Annotated in this window: 19 protein-coding genes; 9 read left to right on the top strand and 10 right to left on the bottom strand. The window is 72.3% G+C overall.

Features of this window, described 5'->3' with window-relative positions:
- Positions 1-4: 4 nt before the first annotated feature.
- Entirely contained in the window at positions 5-661 is a 657-nt protein-coding gene (locus tag H1226_RS14285; RefSeq protein WP_258341149.1) for a response regulator, read from the bottom strand.
- 392 nt (positions 662-1053) lie between these two features.
- The gene (locus H1226_RS14290) at positions 1054-1278 is read right to left on the bottom strand and encodes a hypothetical protein (RefSeq protein ID WP_258341150.1); all 225 of its coding nucleotides are present in this window, start codon (positions 1276-1278) and stop codon (positions 1054-1056) included.
- Between the two features lie 143 nt (positions 1279-1421).
- On the opposite strand from H1226_RS14290, the gene H1226_RS14295 reads away from it, so the two are divergent.
- Together H1226_RS14295 and fdxA are read left to right on the top strand one after the other, a co-directional pair.
- Positions 1422-2801 carry a dihydrolipoyl dehydrogenase family protein gene (locus H1226_RS14295; protein WP_258341151.1) on the top strand — a complete coding sequence of 460 codons (1380 nt, stop codon included), beginning with the start codon at positions 1422-1424 and terminating at the stop codon, positions 2799-2801.
- Between the two features lie 374 nt (positions 2802-3175).
- The gene (gene fdxA, locus H1226_RS14300) at positions 3176-3493 is read left to right on the top strand and encodes a ferredoxin (protein ID WP_224959841.1); all 318 of its coding nucleotides are present in this window, start codon (positions 3176-3178) and stop codon (positions 3491-3493) included.
- A gap of 22 nt (positions 3494-3515) precedes the next feature.
- Here the strand turns inward: fdxA and H1226_RS14305 are convergent, their stop codons facing one another.
- From H1226_RS14305 to H1226_RS14315, 3 genes are all read right to left on the bottom strand, one after another.
- On the bottom strand, positions 3516-5171 hold the full coding sequence (locus H1226_RS14305; protein WP_258341152.1) for a class I adenylate-forming enzyme family protein: 1656 nt from the start codon (positions 5169-5171) through the stop codon (positions 3516-3518).
- A gap of 301 nt (positions 5172-5472) precedes the next feature.
- A complete protein-coding gene (locus tag H1226_RS14310) occupies positions 5473-6618 on the bottom strand; it encodes a thiolase family protein (RefSeq protein ID WP_258341153.1) in 1146 nt (381 codons plus the stop codon).
- Positions 6619-6687: 69 nt separating this feature from the next.
- Positions 6688-8223: an acyl-CoA synthetase gene (locus H1226_RS14315; protein WP_258341154.1), complete on the bottom strand. Its 1536-nt coding sequence runs from the start codon at positions 8221-8223 to the stop codon at positions 6688-6690.
- Between the two features lie 182 nt (positions 8224-8405).
- Between H1226_RS14315 and H1226_RS14320 the strand changes: the two genes are divergently transcribed.
- On the top strand, positions 8406-9056 hold the full coding sequence (locus H1226_RS14320; protein ID WP_258341155.1) for a TetR/AcrR family transcriptional regulator: 651 nt from the start codon (positions 8406-8408) through the stop codon (positions 9054-9056).
- Positions 9057-9072: 16 nt separating this feature from the next.
- Here H1226_RS14320 and H1226_RS14325 read toward each other — a convergent pair whose 3' ends face one another.
- Together H1226_RS14325 and H1226_RS14330 are read right to left on the bottom strand one after the other, a co-directional pair.
- Positions 9073-9810 (bottom strand): GAF and ANTAR domain-containing protein, encoded by a 738-nt coding sequence (locus tag H1226_RS14325; RefSeq protein WP_258341156.1) that lies wholly within the window; start codon positions 9808-9810, stop codon positions 9073-9075.
- 166 nt (positions 9811-9976) lie between these two features.
- Positions 9977-10741 (bottom strand): 3-hydroxyacyl-CoA dehydrogenase, encoded by a 765-nt coding sequence (locus H1226_RS14330; protein ID WP_225045160.1) that lies wholly within the window; start codon positions 10739-10741, stop codon positions 9977-9979.
- A 309-nt stretch (positions 10742-11050) separates the two neighbouring features.
- On the opposite strand from H1226_RS14330, the gene H1226_RS14335 reads away from it, so the two are divergent.
- Entirely contained in the window at positions 11051-12625 is a 1575-nt protein-coding gene (locus tag H1226_RS14335; RefSeq protein WP_258341157.1) for a long-chain-fatty-acid--CoA ligase, read from the top strand.
- A 51-nt stretch (positions 12626-12676) separates the two neighbouring features.
- On the opposite strand, the gene H1226_RS14340 is transcribed toward H1226_RS14335, so the two are convergent.
- Positions 12677-13435, bottom strand: a complete 759-nt coding sequence (locus H1226_RS14340) for a PaaI family thioesterase (RefSeq protein ID WP_258341158.1) — start codon at positions 13433-13435, stop codon at positions 12677-12679.
- Positions 13420-14184: a crotonase/enoyl-CoA hydratase family protein gene (locus H1226_RS14345; RefSeq protein ID WP_258341159.1), complete on the bottom strand. Its 765-nt coding sequence runs from the start codon at positions 14182-14184 to the stop codon at positions 13420-13422. Before H1226_RS14345 ends, H1226_RS14340 begins: the two co-directional genes overlap by 16 nt.
- A 192-nt stretch (positions 14185-14376) precedes the next feature.
- On the opposite strand from H1226_RS14345, the gene H1226_RS14350 reads away from it, so the two are divergent.
- The 3 genes from H1226_RS14350 (at position 14377) to H1226_RS14360 (ending at position 17550) form a co-directional block, all read left to right on the top strand.
- Positions 14377-14922, top strand: a complete 546-nt coding sequence (locus H1226_RS14350) for a DUF1697 domain-containing protein (protein ID WP_258341160.1) — start codon at positions 14377-14379, stop codon at positions 14920-14922.
- A 132-nt stretch (positions 14923-15054) separates the two neighbouring features.
- Positions 15055-16965 carry a molecular chaperone DnaK gene (dnaK, locus tag H1226_RS14355; protein ID WP_258341161.1) on the top strand — a complete coding sequence of 637 codons (1911 nt, stop codon included), beginning with the start codon at positions 15055-15057 and terminating at the stop codon, positions 16963-16965.
- Positions 16966-16968: 3 nt separating this feature from the next.
- Positions 16969-17550: a nucleotide exchange factor GrpE gene (locus H1226_RS14360; protein WP_258341162.1), complete on the top strand. Its 582-nt coding sequence runs from the start codon at positions 16969-16971 to the stop codon at positions 17548-17550.
- Positions 17551-17748: 198 nt separating this feature from the next.
- On the opposite strand, the gene H1226_RS14365 is transcribed toward H1226_RS14360, so the two are convergent.
- Complete coding sequence (locus H1226_RS14365; protein WP_258341163.1) at positions 17749-18054, bottom strand: hypothetical protein; 306 nt, start codon at positions 18052-18054, stop codon at positions 17749-17751.
- A 196-nt stretch (positions 18055-18250) separates the two neighbouring features.
- Here H1226_RS14365 and H1226_RS14370 point away from each other — a divergent pair, with 196 nt between their 5' ends.
- On the top strand, positions 18251-19090 hold the full coding sequence (locus tag H1226_RS14370) for a helix-turn-helix domain-containing protein (RefSeq protein WP_258341164.1): 840 nt from the start codon (positions 18251-18253) through the stop codon (positions 19088-19090).
- Positions 19080-19271: a DUF397 domain-containing protein gene (locus tag H1226_RS14375; protein ID WP_258341165.1), complete on the top strand. Its 192-nt coding sequence runs from the start codon at positions 19080-19082 to the stop codon at positions 19269-19271. The genes H1226_RS14370 and H1226_RS14375 overlap by 11 nt, the downstream gene beginning before the upstream one ends.

Raw genomic sequence — 19271 nt, forward strand, 5'->3', positions numbered from 1 at the left:
CGGGTCATCCCTTGCCGCGCGCGCCGCGGTCCAGCCGCAGCTCGGTGGCCAGCACGGCGGCCTCGCTGCGGTGGCGCATCGCCAGCTTCGCCAGCATCTGCGACACGTAGTTCTTGATGGTCTTCTCGGCGAGGTACATCCGCTGCGAGATCTCGCGGTTGGTGAGTCCTTCGCCGATGAGCTCCAGCACCTCCCGCTCCCGCGAGGTCAGCTCGCGCAGCGGGTCGGCGCGCTCCTGCTCGCGGCGCAGCCAGGACAGCATCGCCTCGGTCTTCTTCGGGCTCAGCAGCGAGCGGCCGGAGCCGACGGTGCGCAGCGCGCTGAGCAGCTCCTCGCTCACCACGCCCTTGAGCACGAAGCCCGACGCCCCGGCCAGGATCGCGTCCAGCAGCGCCTCGTGGTCGTCGAACGAGGTGAGCATCAGGCACCGCAGGCCCGGCTGCCGCGATCGCAGTTCCCGGCACAGCTCCACGCCGTTGCCGTCGGGCAGCCGCACGTCGAGCACCACCACGTCCGGGTCGTGCTGCGGCACCAGCGCCAGCGCCTCGGTCGCAGACGCCGCCTCGCCGATCAGCTCCAGTTCGGGGTCGGATTTCACCAGGGCCGCCACACCCCGCCGGATCACCTCGTGGTCGTCGACCACGAACACGCGCATCGCCATCTCGCTCGCCGGCCTCCCTCGTGGATCACCGCGGACACCAGGGCACCGACCAGGATAGGCACGAGCGGGCGTTATGCGCCCGGGGCGGAGTGGCGTCGATCTCGCAGTTCGAGCGGGGAAACGGGGACGACCGCGGTGCCGGCCAGCCCCGGGCTGAGGCGGCGGGCGTACCAGGACAGCTGGCACTGCTCGCGGCAGAAGTCGTCGGACGGGCTGGAGGACGGGATCGGTTCGCGGCAACTCGCACAGGTCATCATCGCTGCACCGCCTCCTCTGGAGGGCACCGTGGCAAGGTTCGTGCACCCCAGTGCACCCCCCGGTTGTTCCACCTGGGTTGCGCCCAGGTCACGGAACGGCGCCCACGGCGGTGCGGCGAACGGCGCAGCGCGGCCTCAGCCGTCCCGCATGAGGCGGTCGAAGGCGGCGTTGGCGTGCGCCCACTCGGTGGTGAGCACCGCGTCGCGGTCCTCGGCCGCGGTGGTGACGACGAAGCCGGGTTCGGCGACGCGGCGGCGCAGCTGGACGAGGTGCCCGGCGGCGGACCGCCCCAGCCGTTCGCCGTTGTCCCGCGGAACGCTCTGCCCGGGTGCGAGTTCGGTGGTGTCGGTGTCGGCCATGGTTCCGTTGTAGCCACCCGCGCGCCTCGTCGCAGGACAGCGGCGAGGCGCGTGCGGCGGCGGCGCGGCAGTGGTGCGCTGGGGGCGGCAGAGGTGACCGGGACGCCGGATCTCGGGACGACGACGCGGACGAGGAGCGACGGATGGCAGCCGAAGAGGTCGACGTGGTCGTGATCGGCATGGGACCCGGTGGGGAGGACGTCGCCGGGCGCTTGGCCACGGCGGGGCTGGACGTGGTGGCCGTGGAGGCCCGGCTGGTCGGCGGCGAGTGCCCGTACTACGCGTGCATCCCGACGAAGATGATGGTGCGCGGCGCGGACGCGCTCGGCGAGGCCCGCCGGGTGCCGGAACTGGCCGGTTCCGCGACGGTGCGGCCCGACTTCACCCCGGTCGCGGACCGGATCCGGGACGAGGCCACGACCGGCTGGGACGACACGGCCGCGGTGCAGCGGTTCGAGAAGATTGGCGGCCGGTTGGTGCGCGGCCGCGGCCGCATCACCGCTCCCGGCGAGGTGACGGTGACCGGCGGCGCGCAGCTGCGGACCTTCCACGCGCGCCGGGGGATCGTGCTCAACCCGGGCACCGAGCCGGTGGTGCCGCCCGTGGAGGGCCTCGCGGGCACGCCCTACTGGACGAACCGGGAGGCGGTGGCGGCGCGGGAGGCGCCGGATTCGCTGCTGGTGCTCGGCGCGGGGCCGGTGGGGTTGGAGTTCACCCAGGTGTTCGCGCGGTTCGGCAGCGCCGTCACCCTCGTCGACAACGGGGAACGCGTGCTCGGCCCGGCCGAACCGGAGGCCTCCGCGGTGCTGGAGCGGGTGCTGCGCGCCGAGGGAGTCGACGTGCGCACCGGAACGGCGGTGCGGCGCGTCTCGCACGACGGGGACCTGTTCCGCGTCGAGTTCGACGGGGGCGAGCCGGTGCGGGTGCGTCGGCTGCTGGTGGCGACCGGGCGGCGCACCGACCTGGCGGAGCTCGGCGTCGGCGCGGTCGGGCTCGACGAGAACGCCCGCACGATCCCGGTGGACGGGCGGTTGCGCGCCGCCGACGGGGTGTGGGCGATCGGTGACGTCACCGGGCACGGCGCGTTCACCCACGTCTCCGTCCACCAGGCGCCGATCGCGGCGGCCGACCTGCTCGGCACCGGTGGTCCCGCGGCCGACTACCGGGCGGTGCCGTCGGTGACGTTCACCGATCCGGAGGTGGGCATGGTCGGGCTCACCGAATCCGCCGCGCTGGAGCGGGGGTTCCGAGTGCGCACCGGCATCGCGCAGCTCCCCGCCACGCCGCGCGGCTTCATCCACGGCCCCGGCAACGACGGTCTGGTCAAGGTGGTGGCCGACGCGGACCGGGACGTGCTGGTCGGGGCGACGGCGGTGGCCCCCGGCGGCGGTGAGGTACTGGGGGCGCTGTCGGTGGCGGTGCACGCGGAGGTGCCGCTGGCGGTGCTGCGGCAGCAGATCTGGGCCTACCCGACGTTCCACCGGGCCATCTCGGCGGCGCTGGAGGACCTGGATGCGGGCTGAGCTGGTCGGGGCGGCTCGGCAGGCCCGGGCGACCCCTTGACCCACCCAAGTCGGTCGAGCGGCCAACTCACCTGGTGACCTCTCCGAGGTGAGTGGGCCATCAGCCCGTTCTGGCCGGTCGAGCGGCCCACTCACCTGGTGGCCACTCCGAGGTGAGTGGACCCCCAGCCCGTTCTGGTCGGTCGAGTAGGCCACTCACCTGGTGACCTCTCCGAGGTGAGTGGGCCATCAGCCCATTCTGGTCGGTCGAGTGGGCCACTCACCTGGTGATCTCTTCGGGGTGGGGGTCGTGGCCGGGTCGAACCGGGGCCGGAGGTTTGAGCGGGCCCGGCACCGGGGAGGCCGCCAGGTGGAACCGATGTTCGGAGGCCCCGTTGACCTACGTGATCACCGAACCGTGCGTGGACGTGCTGGACCGCTCCTGCGTGGACGAGTGCCCGGTGGACTGCATCTACGAAGGCGGCCGGATGCTCTACATCCATCCGGACGAGTGCATCGACTGCGGCGCCTGCGAACCCGTCTGCCCGGTGGAGGCGATCTACTACGAGGACGACGTGCCGGACGAGCAGGCCGCCTACACGCAGGCGAACGCGGAGTTCTTCACCGAGCTCGGTTCGCCGGGCGGCGCGGCCTCGGTCGGCAAGGTGGACCGGGACGTCCCGCCGATCTCCGACCTCCCGCCGATGGCCTGACCCGGGTGGCCGCCCGGGGACGTCAGGGGGCGAGTTCGCGGCGGAGGTCGCGCTTGAGGACCTTGCCGGTGCTGGTGCGCGGGAGCGGCCCGGTGCGCAGGTGCACCTGCTCGGGCACCTTGAACGCGGCGAGGCGTTCGCCGACGTGGGCGCGGAGCTCGTCCGCCCCGGCCTTCGCGCCGTCGTGCAGCCGGACCACGGCGGCGACCTGCTCGCCGAGCTCGCGGTGCGGCACGCCGACCACGGCGGCGTCGGCGACGTCGGGGTGCTCGAACAGCGCGGCCTCCACTTCGGCGCAGTAGACGTTCTCGCCGCCGCGGATGACGATGTCCTTGATCCGGTCCACCACGTGCACCCGTCCGTCGGTGCGGTGCCCGAGGTCGCCGGTGCGGAACCAGCCGTCGCTGAACGCGGCCGCGGTGGACTCCGGGTCGTTCCAGTAGCCGCGCACCACGTTGGGCCCGCGGAACCACAGCTCGCCGATCTCGCCGTCGGGCAGGTCCTGCTCGGTGCCGGGGTCGACGACGCGCAGCTGCGCGCCGGGGACGCAGCGGCCGACGCTGTCGGGGTGCTCGACGTACTCGGGCCCGGTGTTGTTCACCACCGCCGAGGTGGTCTCGGTGAGCCCGTAGCCGTTGCCGGGGGCGACGTCCGGGGCGAACGCGGTGTGCACCAGCCCCACCAGGTCCGGCGGGATCGGCGCCCCGCCCATGTTCACCACTTCCACGGTGGACAGGTCGCCTTCGGCGTGCCGGGCGAGGTCGCGCAGCACGGTGGGCACGCCGGCCAGCGTGGTGAGCCGTTCCCGCCGCACCAGGTCGATGGCCTCGTCGGCGTCCCAGCGGTACAGGGTGGCGATCTTCGCCCCGGCGAGGGTCGCCGAGCACATCCCGGACAGGCCGGCGATGTGGAAGATCGGGAAGGTCAGCAGCACCCCGATCCGCGCGTCGGGACCGGGTTCCACACCGGCGGCGAGCTGCCCGGCGCGGCGGCCGAGCGCCATGTTCCACAGGTTCGTGCAGTGGTTGCGGTGGCTGGCGACGGCGCCCTTGGGGCGCCCGGTGGTGCCGGAGGTGTACATGATGGTGGCGTCGTCGTCCGGTGCCACCACCACGTCCGGCAGCGAGTCCACCGGATCGAGGCCGGTGAGCAGGTCCGCCCAGCAGCGCACCCCTGCGGGCGGGCCGTCCCCGCGCACCTGCACGACGTCGAGGTCGCCGAAGTCGGGGGCGAGCTCGGCGACCCGTTCGGCGTCGGCGAACAGCACGCGCGCCCCGGAATCGGCCAGCGCGTAGCGCAGTTCCGGCGCGGTCCACCACGCGTTCAGCGGTACCGCGACGAGTCCGGCGGCCTGCACGGCCCAGAAGATCGGCGCCCACTCCGGGTAGTTGCGCATCGCGATCGCGACCCGGTCGCCCGGGTCGAGGCCGAAGTCGGCGCGCAGGCTCCGGGCCAGCCCGGCGGCGGTCCGCAGGTGTTCGGCGTAGCTCCACCGCTGCTCGCCGAACACCAGGTAGTCGGCGTCGCCGTGCGCGGCGGTGCTGATCAGCACGTCGCGGAGGGTCTGCGGTCCGGTCGCGTAGACCCGCATCGGGATGCCGCGCACCTCGGCGTCGACCAGTTCGAACTCGCCGCCCGGTCCGGTCAGGCCTGCCAGCAACCGCTCCCGATCCGCCATGCCGCGACTCCTCCCCGGTCCACGCCGACCGGTCGATTCCACGATCGGATCCAGTCTGCGGTACTGAACGGTCTCGGGACCAGCCCCCGAACCGCCGCCGCGCCGGGCACCTCCGGACGAACGGGACGAGCACGGCCGGGGCTCCGGTGGCGCGGGTTCGCAGCGGTTCCCCCGCGAGGACGGCGAGGCCGCCGCGCCTGGACGTGCGGCAGAAATCGCGGCCGCACCGGGGGAACGGGCAGCGGGGGACCCGCTCACCCCGGTGCTGCGCGGCGGAAGCGGGCGGACGGCCGGTGGGACCTCAGACCAGCTCCAGGATCGTCGCGTTGGCCTGGCCGCCTCCTTCGCACATGGTCTGCAACCCGTACCGCGTTCCGGTGTCCCGCAGGTGGTGGACGAGGGTGGTCATGATCCGCGCGCCGCTGGCGCCGAGGGGGTGGCCGAGGGCGATGGCGCCGCCGAGCGGGTTGAGGGTCTTCGGGTCGGCGCCGATCTCGGCGAGCCAGGCGAGCGGGACGGGTGCGAAGGCCTCGTTGACTTCGAAGGCGCCGATCCGGTCGAGCTCGATCCCGCTGCGCCGCAGGGCTTTGCGGGTGGCGGGGATGGGCGCGGTGAGCATGATGACCGGGTCGCCCCCGGCGAGCGAGGCGGTGTGCACGCGGGCGAGGGGGCGGAGTCCGAGCTGGGCGGCCTTCTCGCTGGTGGTCATGAGCAGCGCGGCGGAACCATCGCTGATCTGGGAGCTGTTGGCGGCGGTGATGACGCCGTCCTCGCGGAAGGCCGGCTTGAGCCCGGCGAGCTTGTCGGTGGTGCCGCCGCGGCGGATTCCCTCGTCGCGGTCGACGACGGTGCCGTCGGGTGCGGTGATGGGCAGGATCTGGCCGTCGAAGGCGCCGGAGTCCTGCGCGGCGGCGGCCTTCTCGTGCGAGGCGAGGCTGAACTCGTCGAGCCGGGTGCGGCTGAGCCCCCAGCGTTCGGCGATCATCTCGGCGCCGATGCCCTGGTTCGGCGGGTCACCCAGGTAGCGGTCGAGCAGTCGGGTCCCGAAGGGGTCGGCGCCCTGGGCGGCGCTGCCCATCGGGACGCGGCTCATGGATTCGACGCCGCCCGCGATGACGACGTCGTAGTGCCCGGCGATGAGCCCGGCGGCGGCGAAGTGCGCGGACTGCTGCGAGGAGCCGCACTGGCGGTCGACGGTGACGCCGGTGACGGTGTCGGGCCAGCCCGCGGCGAGCACGGCGTTGCGGGCGATGTCGAGGGTCTGCTCGCCGACCTGGCCGACGCAGCCCCAGATGACGTCGTCGACTTCGCCGGGGTCGAGGCCGGCCCGGCCGACGAGTCCTTCGAGGACCTGGGCGGACAGGTCGACGGGGTGCACTCCGGACAGCGCGCCACCGCGCTTGCCGACGGGGGTGCGGACGGCTTCCACGATCACCGCGTCACGCATGGTGTTCCTCCCACCGAGAAAAACGGTCAACTCTGACCGTCAACGAGGTCGACCGGTTCCGCGTGACGGTCACGCGGACGCGTACCGGGATTTCAGGGCGCCCTTCACGAGCTTCCCGGTCGGCGTGCGGGGCAGTTCGGCGAGGAAGTCGACGCTGCTGGGCGCCTTGTAGTGCGCGATCCGGGCGCGCACGTACTCCAGCAGCTCCCGCTCCAGCTCCGGGCCCGGTTCCGCACCGGCCGCGGGCTGCACCACGGCCTTCACCGACTCGCCCATCTCCGCGTCGGGCACGCCGATCACCGCCACGTCGGCGATGCGCGGGTGCAGCGCCAGCAGGTCCTCGACCTCCTGCGGGTAGATGTTCACCCCACCCGAGATGATCATGAAAGCCTTGCGGTCGGTGAGGAACAGGAAGCCCTCGTCGTCCAGGTAGCCGACGTCGCCGACCGTCGCCCAGGCCGGGTGCTCCGGGTGCCGCGCGGACCGGGTCTTCTCGGCGTCGCCCCAGTACTCGAAGGACTGCTCCTCGCGGGAGAAGTACACGGTGCCGACCTCGCCGGGCGGCAGCTCGCGGCCGTCGTCCGCGCAGATCCGCAGCTCACCGAGCACCGCGCGCCCCACCGAACCGGGTTTCCGCTGCCACTGCGCGGAATCGATGAACGTCATGCCGATGCCCTCGGTCGAGGAGTAGTACTCCAGCAGGATCGGCCCCCACCACTCGATCATCGCCTGCTTCACCTCGGCCGGGCACGGCGCGGCCGCGTGCACCGCGACGCGGTGGCTGGAGAGGTCGTAGCGGTTGCGCACCTGCGCGGGCAGCTTCAGCATCCGCACGAACATCGTCGGTACCCACTGGCTGTGCGTGACGTGGTGGCGTTCGATCGAGCGCAACGCCAGTTCCGGGTCGAACTTCTCCATCAGCACCACGGTCCCGCCGAGCGCGTGCGTGGACGCGCAGTAGCGCAGCGGCGCCGCGTGGTAGATCGGCGCGGGCGAGAGGTACCGCGAACCGGGCCCGATCCCGTACAGCCGCGCGACGACCGGGGTGAGCACGTCGCCTTCCTCGTGCACCTGCCGGTCGGGCAGTTCCGGGCGGATCCCCTTGGGGCGCCCGGTGGTTCCGGACGAGTACAGCATGTCCGCGCCGCGCGGCTGGTCCGCAGGCGGCCGCGGCGAGCAGCGGGCCAGCGCGGCCTCGTAGTCGGCGAACCCGGCGACCTCGCCGCCGAAGGCGAGTCGCACCCGCAGTCCCGGCACCAGCGCGGCCACCTCGGCGGCTGCCGCGGCCAGGGCGGCGGACACCACGAGCGCGCCCGCGCCGGAATCCTCGACGACGTAGGCGATCTCGGCCGGGGTGAGGTGGCTGTTGACGGCGGTGACGTAGAGCCCGGAGCGCACCGCGGCCCAGTACACCTCGAACGCGGGCGGGGTGTTGTCGGTCAGCAGCGCCACCACGTCGCCGCGGCGCAGCCCGGCCTCGCGCAGCGCGTGCGCCAGCCGGATCGACCGCTCCTCCAGCTCCCCGTAGGTCAACCGCTCGCCCGATCCCGCCATGATCACGGCGGGCCGGTCCGGGTCGGTCGCGGCGTGGGCACCTGGGTACATGGCGGTTCCTCCTCGAACCTCGGCCACGCCGCGGGCCTCCGCCGCCCGGCGAAGCGGCGGAGGCCACGGCGGAACCCGGTGCGGGCACCGGGCCCGGCCCGAGCCTGGCACCGCCGCACCACGACGGTCAATGCCGACTGCTTCCCTGCCGGGAGGTTTTCCGGGCCGGGTACGCTGACCGGGTGGTTCGGTCCGACACGGCTAAGACGACGGCTCCCGGCGCACCGCGCACCCGCGAGGAGCGCACCGCCGACAGCAGAGCGCTGATCCTCGACGCCGCCGTGGACTGCCTCATCGAGCACGGCTACGCGGGCGCCTCCACCTTGGTGATCCAGGCGAAGGCCGGAGTGTCGCGCGGGCGGCTGCTGCACCACTTCCCGTCCCGGGACGGACTGCTGGTGGCGGCCGCGCAGCACCTGGCGAACACGCGGCTCGCGCAGACCAGCGTGCACGCCGAGCACAAGCTCGCCGACGAACCGGACGGGCCCGCGCGGGTGGACCGGTGCATCGAACTGCTGTGGGCGACGTTCCAGGAACCGCACTTCTGGGCGGCGATCGAGCTGTGGACGGCCGCGCGCACCAACCCGGCGCTGGCCGCGGCGCTGCTGCCGGAGGAGCGCGGGCTGCGCGCCGCGATCCGGGAGGCCACCGACGGGATCTGGGGCCCCGCGGTGCGCGCGCACCCGCGGTACGAGCTGCTGCGGGAGCTGCTGTTCACCAGCATGCGCGGCGCGGCGATGCCCTACGCCTTCGAGGACCGCTCCCCCGCCACCGACCCGCACCTGGCGCTGTGGAAGGACCTGGCCCACCGGTTGCTGGACGACGAGGACTGACCGAGGCCGGGCGCGATCACCGCTCGGGGCGGTCCGAGCCGGTCGCGGGGCGGGGGGCACCGCCGGGGTTCTCGTGCTCGCGCACCACCCAGGCGGCCACTTCGGTCAGCTTGATGTTGGCCTCCTTCGACGCCCGCACCAGCAGGTCGAACGCCCGCTGACCGGAGATGCCGTACTGGGCCATCAGCAGCCCCTTCGCCTGGCCGATCCCGTCCCGCGACGCCACCGCTTCGCCGAGCTGGCGCTGTTCTCGCGCACCGGAGAGCGCCAACGCGGCGTGCGCCGCGAAGATCTCACCGATGAGGCGGCTCTCCTCGCCGAAGCGGACGTCGTGGCCGCCGTAGAGGTTCAACGCTCCCAGGGTGTCCTGCTGCACGAACAACCGGAACGAGATCAGGCTGCTCACCCCGAGCCGGTGCGCCCGTTCCGCGAAGCGCGGCCAGCGGGTCTCCGTCGCGAAATCGTCCACCAGCACGGTCTCGTGCTCCCAGATGGCGTCCAGGCACGGCCCTTCGCCCAGCTCCTGCTGCGCCCCGTCGCACAGCCGCACCAGTTCTTCCGTCGGCACCCGCGCCCGCACCTTCCGCCGGTGCACCTGCGTGATCCCGCCGGAGAGGACCCCGGGCACCGTCCCGACGGCGGACCGCACGATGCCGGCCAAGGTCTCCTCCTCGCTCGATTCCGCTTCCAGGTTCCGGGCGAGCGCGCTCATGGTGCGCGCGAGTCCGTGGCGCGGGTTCTGATCACCGGTCATGGCGGCTCCTCCGGCTCGTAGCTCGCCGTGCGGCGCCGGGTGGTCCCGCACGACTCGGCCGGGCCGTACGTCCGGGTGGCGCGACCCGACCTTCGACGCTGCGTGCTGAGACCCTCTCATCCGAGAGCCCGCAGCACACCCGCCGCGATCACGCACCACCGGACGCTCAGCGCGGGGCCATGCGGATGGCGCCGTCGAGGCGGATGACCTCGCCGTTGAGCATCGGGTTGGCGACGATGTGCTCGGCGAGCGCGCCGAACTCGTCGGGTTCGCCGAGCCGCGAGGGGTGCGGGACCTGTTCGCCCAGCGACGCCTTGACCTCCTCGGAGGCACCGGCCAGCAGCGGGGTGTTGAACAGGCCGGGTGCGATGGTGACCACCCGGATGCGGTGCTCGGCGAGGTCGCGGGCGATCGGCAGGGTCATCCCGACGACGCCGCCCTTGGACGCGGAGTAGGCGGCCTGCCCGACCTGGCCGTCGAAGGCGGCGGCGGAGGCGGTGTTGATGATGACGCCGCGCTCCTCCCCCACCGGCTCGTGGGTGATCATCCGTTCGGCACCGAGGCGCAGCACGTTGAAGGTGCCGATCAGGTTGATGTTGATGATCTTCGTGAACGCGGCGAGCGGGAACGCGCCGTGCTTGCGGCTCACCACCCGCAGCGCGTTGCCGAGGCCCGCGCAGTTCACGACCACCCGCAGCGGCCCGAGCTCCCGGGCGGCGTCGAGCGCCGCGGCGACCTGGTCCTCGTCGGTCACGTCGGCCGCGGCGAACCGGGCCCGCTCGCCGAGGTCGGCGGCGACCTGCTCGCCCGCCGAGGTGGGCAGGTCCAGCAGCACGACGCTGCCACCGGCCGCGACCAGCCGCTTCGCGGTGGCCAACCCGAGCCCGGACGCTCCTCCGGTGATGACTGCGACGCCGCCGGTGATGTCCATGCGCTCCTCCTCGTCCCGGCGGGACCACCCGGGCCCCGACCAGTCAGCAATGACCGTTTTCTACGGCACCCGGCGCACCGCCCGCAAGAACCCGCCGCGAACCGGGGTGGGCGGACCGTTGAACCGACCAGATCGGACGAGCGGCCCGCTCACCCCGCCCGCCAGGCCCGAGTGAACGGACCGTTGGTCCAACTAGATGGGACGAACGGTCCGTTCACTCCAGTCCGCGGGGCCGGCGACACATTTCGGGGCCGCGGCTCGTTGTCCTCCACGTCACCCGGACCCGTCGTCAACGCCGAGGACTCGCCGATGCACAGCACACGCCCCACCGGTACCGGTATGACCAGCAGCGACCAGATCGCGCGGCACGCCCGGAAGATCCCCGACGCGGTGGCGCTGCGCTTCGGCGACGCGGGCCGCACGTACCGCGAGCTCGACGAGCGGCTGAGCAGGCTGGCGAATGCGCTGCTGGCGCGCGGGGTGTCGGCGGGCGACCGGGTCGCGGTGCTGGGCTTGAACGGCATCGAGGTGGTGGAGGCCTACCACGCGTGCGGCAGGCTCGGCGCGATCTGCGTGCCGATCAACTTCCGGCTGGTGGCCGACGAGGTGGCGTACGCGCTGACCGACAGCGGCGCGGTCGCGGTGGTGGTGGACGCGGCGCTGGCCCCGGTGCTGGCGAAAGCCCGCGAGCAGGCGCCGGAGGTGCGCACCGTCCTGGTGATCGGCGAGGCGGACACCGGCGCGGAGGGCTACGAGGAGGCGCTGGCGGCGGCCGATCCGGTCTCGCCCGGTGTCGACGTAGACGAACAATCGCCCGCGTTCATCATGTACACCTCGGGCACGACGGGCCGCCCGAAGGGCGCGGTGCTGACGCACCACAACCTGCTGCTGCACTCGTTCAGCATGATGGCGCACCTGGGCACGCCCGCCGGGGAGCGGGTGGGGATCTCGGGCGCGCCGCTGTTCCACATCGCCGGGGTGTCCACGATGCTGCCGAACGTGCTGCTGGGGGGCTGCACGGTGCTCTCCCGTTCGGGCCGGTTCGATCCGGCGGAGGTGGTGGACGTGCTGGAGCGGGAGCGCGTCACGGACTGCTTCTTCGTTCCGGCGCAGTGGCAGGCGATCTGCTCGGTGCCGGGCGTGGCCGAGCGTGATTGGTCGGCGCTGCACCGGTTGTCGTGGGGTGCGGCGCCCGCGTCGACCCCGCTGCTGCGCCGCCTGATCGAGGTGTTCCCGGACGCGGAGGTGGTGACCTCGTTCGGCCAGACCGAGTGCAGTCCGGTGACGACGCTGCTGCGCGGCGAGGACGCGCTGCGCAAGATCGGTTCGGTGGGCACGCCGATGCTCAACGTCGAGGTCCGCGTGGTGGACGAGGAGATGAACGACGTGCCGCGCGGCGAGGTCGGCGAGATCGTGTACCGCGGCCCGACGGTGATGCAGGGCTACTGGGGCAAACCGGCGGAGACCGCGGACGCGTTCGCGGGCGGCTGGTTCCACTCCGGTGACCTGGTGCGGGAGGACGAGGACGGCTACTACTTCGTCGTCGACCGCAAGAAGGACATGATCATCTCGGGCGGGGAGAACATCTACTGCGCCGAGGTGGAGGACGTGCTGGCCGGGCACCCGAAGGTCGGCGAGGTGGCGCTGATCGGCGTGCCGGACGAGAAGTGGGGCGAGACCCCGCTGGCGGTGCTGGTCGCCCGCGACCCGGCGGATCCGCCGACGGCCGCGGACGTGGAGGCCTACTGCCGCGAGCACCTGGCCGGCTACAAGCGCCCCCGCCACATCTCGGTGATCGCGGAGCTGCCGCGCAACCCGAGCGGCAAGATCCTCAAGACGAGGCTGCGCACCGCCCGCGCGGACGGCGAGCTCCCCGACACCTGATCCGGGCGGGCGGCCCGCTCGCGCATCGGGCGGGCCGTCCACCCGCGGGAGCTACTTCTCGGACCACCGCGGCGGCGGGTTGTCGCCGAAGATGCGCTCGGCCTGCTCGGCGGTGGGGATCACGAAGATCCCGCTGGCTTCCACGAGGAGCCGGTCCGGTTCGTCCTCGGTGGTGATGGTGGCCTTCGGCCCGGTGCACCGATCGGTGATCGAGTCCTCCGGCACCCAGGCGGTGAGCCGCAGCGGGGTTTCCAGCGGCACCGGCCTGCGGTAGCGCAGCGACAGCGACACGGTCATGCCGGGGCGGCCCTGGGCGGCGTGCGCGTGCCCGAGGATCTGGTCGACGAGCATGGCGCTGATCCCGCCGTGGGTGTAGCTGTGCGGGCCTTCGTAGGCGAGCCCGAGCGTGCAGGTGCCGGTGGCGACGCCGTCGGCGACCCGCACCCGCATCGGTGGTGCGATCGGGTTTCCGGGCCCGCTGGCGGGGTTGTACATCCGCCTGCCGGGTTTGGCGTCGTCGAGCGTCGGCGGCACGTGCCGGGTGCGGCTCGCTTCGGTGAGCGGGCCGACGAGGTCGCGGGCCTGGTCGGCGGTCTTGCGCAGCGTGGCGGCGTCCACCTCGGTGCCGGCGGCGGCCTGGACGAGTTCGCGCAGCGCGTCGCCGAGTTCGCGCGCGGCGCGGGCCCGGTCCTGGGCGTGGTCCTCGCCGGAGCCGTCGGGCTCGCGTTCGGCGTCGGACTGGCGGTATTCGCTGATGACGGGTGTCTCCTGGTCGTTCCGGTGGTGCGCCGCGGTCACTCGCCGCGCCACACGGGGGCGCGCTTCTCCGCGAACGCGCGGGCGCCTTCCTGCGCGTCGGCGGAGCCGAACACGGGCCCGGCGATCTCGGCCTGTTCGGCGAAGGCGTCGGCGTCGGTCCAGCGCAGCGCGCCGGAGACGATCTGCTTGGTGGCGCGCACGGCGAGCGGCCCGTTGGCGGCGACGCGCGCGGCGAGCTCCTTAGCACCGTCGAGGGCGCCGCCGGGTTCGGTGAGGCTGTTGACGAGGCCGTGGGCGTGCGCCTTCTCGGCGGTGAGCGGGTCGCCGGTGAGCGCGATCTCCATGGCCAGCTGGTACGGCAGCGCCTTCGGCAGCCGCAGCAGTCCGCCCGCGGCGGCGACGAGTCCGCGCTTGACCTCGGGCAGCCCGAACTTCGCTTCGCGGGAGGCGACGACGAGGTCGGCGGACAGCGCGAGTTCGCAGCCCCCGGCCAGCGCCCAGCCTTCGACGGCGGCGATGAGCGGCTTGGCCGGCGGCCGCTCGGTGAGGCCGCCGAAGCCGCGGCCGGGCACGTGCGGCCGTTCGCCGCGGGTGAAGGCCTTGAGGTCCATGCCCGCGCAGAACGTGCCGCCGGCGCCGGTGATGATGCCGAGGACGAGGTCGCTGCGGGATTCGAGTTCGTCGACGGCGGCGGCGATGCCTTCGGCGACGGAGGCGTCGACGGCGTTGCGGGCTTCGGGCCGGTCGATGGTGATGACGGCGATGCCGTCGCCGAATTCGGTGCGGACGCTCTCGCTCACGTGCTGCTCTCCTCCTGCTCCGCGCCGCCTGGCGGTGGCGTTCTCCCTGGCAGTGTTACTCGCTCGCGAAAAAACGGTCAAGGCAGACCGCTGCGGGTCACTGTGCGGTCGGCCACCTCGCGATGCTCCCACGCGCGCCGGGATCGTCGGTGGTGGCGGGCATGCTGTGTCGCGGACGAGAGGGGGTGCGCGGTGCGGCACCGGCAGGTCGCCCTGCTCCGCGGGGTGAACGTGGGCGGGCACAACAGGATTCCGATGGCGCGGTGGCGGGAGGTGCTGTCCGGGCGGGGTTTCGGCGAGGTCGCCACGCTGCTGCAGAGCGGCAACGCGGTGTTCACCGCGCCCTGCCCGGCGGTCGAGTCGGAGCGGCTGGTGGCGGCGGACCTCGCCGCGGAGTTCGGGTTCGAGGTGCCGGTGCTGGTGCGCACCCGCGACGAGCTGGCGGCGGTGGTGGCGGCCGATCCGCTGGGCGAGGTGGCGAGCGTCCCGGCGCAGTACCTGGTGACCTTCCTGTCCGCCCGCCCCGATCCGGCGGCGCTGGCGGAGCTGGACGTGGCGGGCTGCGCGCCGGACGTGGTGCGGTTCGGCGAGCGCGAGGTCTACGTGTGGTGCCCGGAGGGCGTGCGGAACTCGCGGGTGCCGCAGTCCTGGTGGGAGCGGCGACTCGGCCTGCGCGCGACCTCCCGGAACTGGTCGACGGTGACCCGCCTGCTGGAGCTGGCCGACGCCGGCCGGTGAGCTCGTCTCGGGGTTCGGCCCGGGACGTTGTCCCCTACCGATGTGCCGCGGCGACGTCTGACGCTGGGTCCTGGGAGCCACGTGGTGGCGCCGCGCGGCCGGGCTGCGGCGCAACCGAGCGAGGAGGGCGCAATGGGGCGAGCGGTGGGCATCGACCTGGGCACGACGAACTCCGTGGTGGCGGTGCTGGAGGGCGGCGAGGCGACCGTCATCGCGAACTCGGAGGGCGCGCGCACGACACCGTCGGTGGTGGCGTTCGCCCGCAGCGGTGAGCTGCTGACCGGCCAGCCCGCGAAGAACCAGGCGGTCACGAACGTCGATCGCACGATCCGGTCGGTGAAGCGGCACATGGGCACCGACTGGAAGACAACGATCGACGAGAAGGACTACACGGCGCAGGAGATCAGCGCCCGCGTGCTGATGAAGTTGAAGCGCGACGCGGAGACCTACCTGGGCGAGGACGTGACCGATGCGGTGATCACGGTCCCGGCGTACTTCGACGACGCGCAGCGGCAGACGACGAAGGAGGCCGGGCAGATCGCCGGGCTGAACGTGCTGCGCATCATCAACGAGCCCACCGCCGCCGCGCTCGCCTACGGGCTGGAGAAGGGCGAGAAGGAGCAGACGATCCTGGTGTTCGACCTCGGTGGCGGGACGTTCGACGTGTCGCTGCTGGACGTCGGCGAGGGCCTGGTCGAGGTGAAGGCGACCTCGGGTGACACGGACCTGGGCGGCGATGACTGGGACCAGCGGATCGTGGACTGGCTGGTGGAGAAGTTCAAGGCGTCCTCGGGCATCGACCTGACGAAGGACAAGATGGCCTTGCAACGCATCAAGGAGGCCGCGGAGAAGGCCAAGATCGAGCTGTCGAGCTCTTCGACGACGAACATCAACCTGCCGTACATCACGGTGGATTCCGAGAAGAACCCGATGTTCCTGGACGAGACGCTGTCCCGCGCGGAGTTCCAGCGCATCACCTCGGACCTGCTGGAGCGCACCCGCAAGCCGTTCGAGAACGCGGTGCGGGACGCGGGGATCTCGGTGCAGGACGTGGACCACGTGGTGCTGGTGGGCGGTTCCACGCGGATGCCCGCGGTGACGGAGCTGGTGAAGGAGCTGACCGGCGGCAAGGAACCGCACAAGGGCGTGAACCCGGACGAGGTGGTGGCGGTCGGCGCCGCGTTGCAGGCGGGGGTGCTGCGCGGCGAGGTGAAGGACGTCCTGCTGCTGGACGTGACACCGCTGTCCTTGGGCATCGAGACCAAGGGCGGGATCATGACGAAGCTGATCGAGCGGAACACCACGATCCCGACGAAGCGTTCGGAGACGTTCACGACGGCGGACGACAACCAGCCTTCGGTGCAGATCCAGGTGTTCCAGGGCGAGCGGGAGATCGCGGCGCACAACAAGAAGCTGGGCAGCTTCGACCTGACGGGCCTGCCGCCGGCGCCGCGCGGGGTGCCGCAGATCGAGGTGTCGTTCGACATCGACGCGAACGGCATCGTGCACGTCAACGCGAAGGACCTCGGCACCGGCAAGGAGCAGTCCATCCAGATCTCCGGCGGTTCGGCGCTGCCGAAGGAGGACATCGACCGGATGGTCTCGGACGCCGAGGCGCACGCCGACGAGGACCGCAACCGCCGCGAGGAGGCGGAGACCCGCAACCAGGCCGAAACCCTCGTCTACCAGACGGAGAAGGTCCTCACCGACAACGACGACAAGCTGCCCGCGGAGCTGAAGGAGCGGGTGCGGTCGTCGATCGGCGAGGCGAACGAGGCGCTGCGCGGGCAGGACGTGTCGGCGATCCGGACGGCGGTGGACAAGCTGGCGTCCGAGTCGCAGGAGCTGGGCCAGGCGATCTACGGCAACGCCGGAGGCGGTGCGGGCCCGTCGGCGGGCGCGGCAGGCGCGGGTGGCGCGGACGTGGGCGGTTCCGGGTCCGGTGGCTCGGGGTCGGGCGGTTCGGGGGCCGGCGGTTCCGGGTCGGGGGACGACGACGTGGTGGACGCGGAGGTCGTCGACGACCCGGAGGACCGGAGGTGAGCGATGGACGACGATCGCCGCAACTCGTTGCCGGTGCCCGCGGAACCGCGCGGCGGCCGACCGCACGTCGCGCCCTCCCCCGCCGCCGACGAGCCCGAACGACCCCCGCCCGAACCGGACCCGGCGGAGCAGATCACCCGGCTGCGCGGTGAGCGGGACGCGCACCTGGAGATGCTGCGCCGGGTGACGGCCGAGTTCGACAACTACCGCAAGCGGATGCTGCGGGAGCAGACCACGCACCTGGACCGGGCCGCCGAGGGCGTGCTCACCCAGCTGCTGCCGGTGGTGGACGCGGTGGAGATCGGCGCCCGGCACCACCCGGAGGCGCTGGGCCCGGTGCACGAGCAGCTGCAGCACACCCTCGCCGCCGAAGGCCTGCACCGGTTCGACCCGCTGGGCGAGCCGTTCGACCCGGCCGTGCACGAGGCGGTGGCGCCGGCCGAACCGTCCACCGTCGTCCCGCTGCGCCGCGCTCCCGAGGCAGAGGCAGTGGTCGCCGAGGTGCTGCGGCCCGGCTACCGCGTGCACGGCCACCTGCTGCGCCCGGCGCTGGTCCGCCTGGCACCGCCCCCGGCTCCCGAGTGAACGGACCGTTCGTCCAGCTCTATCGGACAAGCGGTCCGTTCACCCACCCGAAAACCGAGACGATCTCACCTGTTGCTGGAGTGAACGGACCGTTCGTCCCCTCTACTTGGCCGAACGGTCCGTTCACCCGCGCTCGGAGGCGGTGTTCGTTCCGGGTGAACGGACCGTTCGTCCCATGCCGTTGGTCGAACGGTCCGTTCACTTCGCCGGACCGGACTGGGCGGGCAGTTCGTCCGCCCAGATCAGGTGCACCTGGTCGTGCCGGGCCAGGTGGGCGACGGCGGCGTCGACGGACCGGAACCGCGCGCGTCCGCGCCCGTCCTCGGCTGCGAACACCTCGGCCGCGTCTCCGAAGTCGAGCCCCCAGCACCGCACGAACCCGTCCTCCCGCACCCCGATCTCCTCGCACACCGCGAACAACCGCGGCCGGTGCGCGGCCACCAACTCCCCCAGCTCCCGCCGGAACTCCTCGATCGTCGGGGTGGTCCTGCTCGTCGATTCCACATTTCTCCTCAGCTGGACACCGACGCACCGTTTCCACTGTGGACATATCGCCCGATCGGGGGGATGCGCCGCGGATACGATCACCGCTTCTCGAACGCCGGGAACGTAGCAACGCCGGAACCGGCCGGGGAAATCACAGATCACACGACACGTTCAGGGGTTGCACGCGCGACCGGGTCGCCGAGGGAGGTCAGCAGTGCCGAAGTTCGCCGGTTCCCAGGCAAGGGCGATCGGAGCTGAGATGCGCCGAGCCCGAGATTCACTCGAATGGACCTTGGAGACGTTGGCGGCGGCGACGGACATATCCCGATCCACCCTGTCCCGCATCGAGACGGGCGCACGCCGCGCGGACGTCGGCGAAGCCGCCTCCATCCTCACCGCCCTAGCCATCACCGGACCCGCCAAACAACGCCTGCTGCGCCTCGCGGGTGAAGGCGCCGGAACCTGGGTGGAGATCGGTCCCGCAATGGAGCAACAGCTCAGCGCGATCGCGGCGTACGAGAGCGAGGCCCGTTCGATCTCCGATTTCCAGATCTCGGTGGTTCCCGGGCTGCTCCAGACTTCCGCCTACGCTCGCGACCTGATCGGGACGTCGCCGCTGGGAACGGCATCACGGGATCGAGCGGCCCGCACCAGGATTGCGCGCCAATCAGCGCTGAACCGCCCGGCGTTGTCGGACTACCGCGCGTTCATCGACGAAGCGGCGCTGCGCCGCCGAGTGGGTGCCGATCCTCGAACAATGACCGATCAGCTGCGAAAGTTGGTGGAGACGGTCCAGCGGCCGGGGTTGGAGGTACGGGTGGTCCCGTTCTCGTCGGGAGCGTATTGGGGCTGCGAAGGCCCGTTCACCTTGTACGACCTCGGCAGCCACCACGTCGTCTACCAGGAGAACGCCGGAAGCGGGGTGTTCATCGAAGAGCAGGCCATCGAGCTGTACCAACGGGTTCTCGTGAACCTCGACCGCTTGGCGCTCGACGCCTCGGAATCGAACGACCTCCTCACCCGCTACGCAAAGAGGTACGAACATGATCTTTGAGTTCCGCAAGAGCAGCTACAGCGGCGGCGGGAGCGGCACCTGCGTCGAGGTCGCCCTCAACGTCCCTGCCCGCGCCGCCATCCGCGACAGCAAGAACCCGACCGGAACCCCACTGCTCTTCGAACGCTCCGCCTTCACGACCTTCCTCGCCGCCCTCAAATCCGACCACTACCCCACCTGA

It is taken from the genome of Saccharopolyspora gregorii (assembly GCF_024734405.1).
GTDB classification, from domain to species: Bacteria; Actinomycetota; Actinomycetes; order Mycobacteriales; family Pseudonocardiaceae; genus Saccharopolyspora_C; species Saccharopolyspora_C gregorii.

Excerpts from the sequence above, each read along its gene's own strand:
- H1226_RS14305 (WP_258341152.1), bottom strand. The coding sequence starts at position 5,171 with ATGGCGGATCGGGAGCGGTTGCTGGCAGGCCTGACCGGACCGGGCGGC.
- H1226_RS14295 (WP_258341151.1), top strand. The coding sequence starts at position 1,422 with ATGGCAGCCGAAGAGGTCGACGTGGTCGTGATCGGCATGGGACCCGGT.
- H1226_RS14315 (WP_258341154.1), bottom strand. The coding sequence starts at position 8,223 with ATGTACCCAGGTGCCCACGCCGCGACCGACCCGGACCGGCCCGCCGTG.
- H1226_RS14290 (WP_258341150.1), bottom strand. The coding sequence starts at position 1,278 with ATGGCCGACACCGACACCACCGAACTCGCACCCGGGCAGAGCGTTCCG.
- H1226_RS14285 (WP_258341149.1), bottom strand. The coding sequence starts at position 661 with ATGGCGATGCGCGTGTTCGTGGTCGACGACCACGAGGTGATCCGGCGG.
- dnaK (WP_258341161.1), top strand. The coding sequence starts at position 15,055 with ATGGGGCGAGCGGTGGGCATCGACCTGGGCACGACGAACTCCGTGGTG.
- H1226_RS14360 (WP_258341162.1), top strand. The coding sequence starts at position 16,969 with ATGGACGACGATCGCCGCAACTCGTTGCCGGTGCCCGCGGAACCGCGC.
- H1226_RS14325 (WP_258341156.1), bottom strand. The coding sequence starts at position 9,810 with ATGACCGGTGATCAGAACCCGCGCCACGGACTCGCGCGCACCATGAGC.
- H1226_RS14375 (WP_258341165.1), top strand. The coding sequence starts at position 19,080 with ATGATCTTTGAGTTCCGCAAGAGCAGCTACAGCGGCGGCGGGAGCGGC.
- H1226_RS14335 (WP_258341157.1), top strand. The coding sequence starts at position 11,051 with ATGCACAGCACACGCCCCACCGGTACCGGTATGACCAGCAGCGACCAG.
- H1226_RS14310 (WP_258341153.1), bottom strand. The coding sequence starts at position 6,618 with ATGCGTGACGCGGTGATCGTGGAAGCCGTCCGCACCCCCGTCGGCAAG.
- H1226_RS14330 (WP_225045160.1), bottom strand. The coding sequence starts at position 10,741 with ATGGACATCACCGGCGGCGTCGCAGTCATCACCGGAGGAGCGTCCGGG.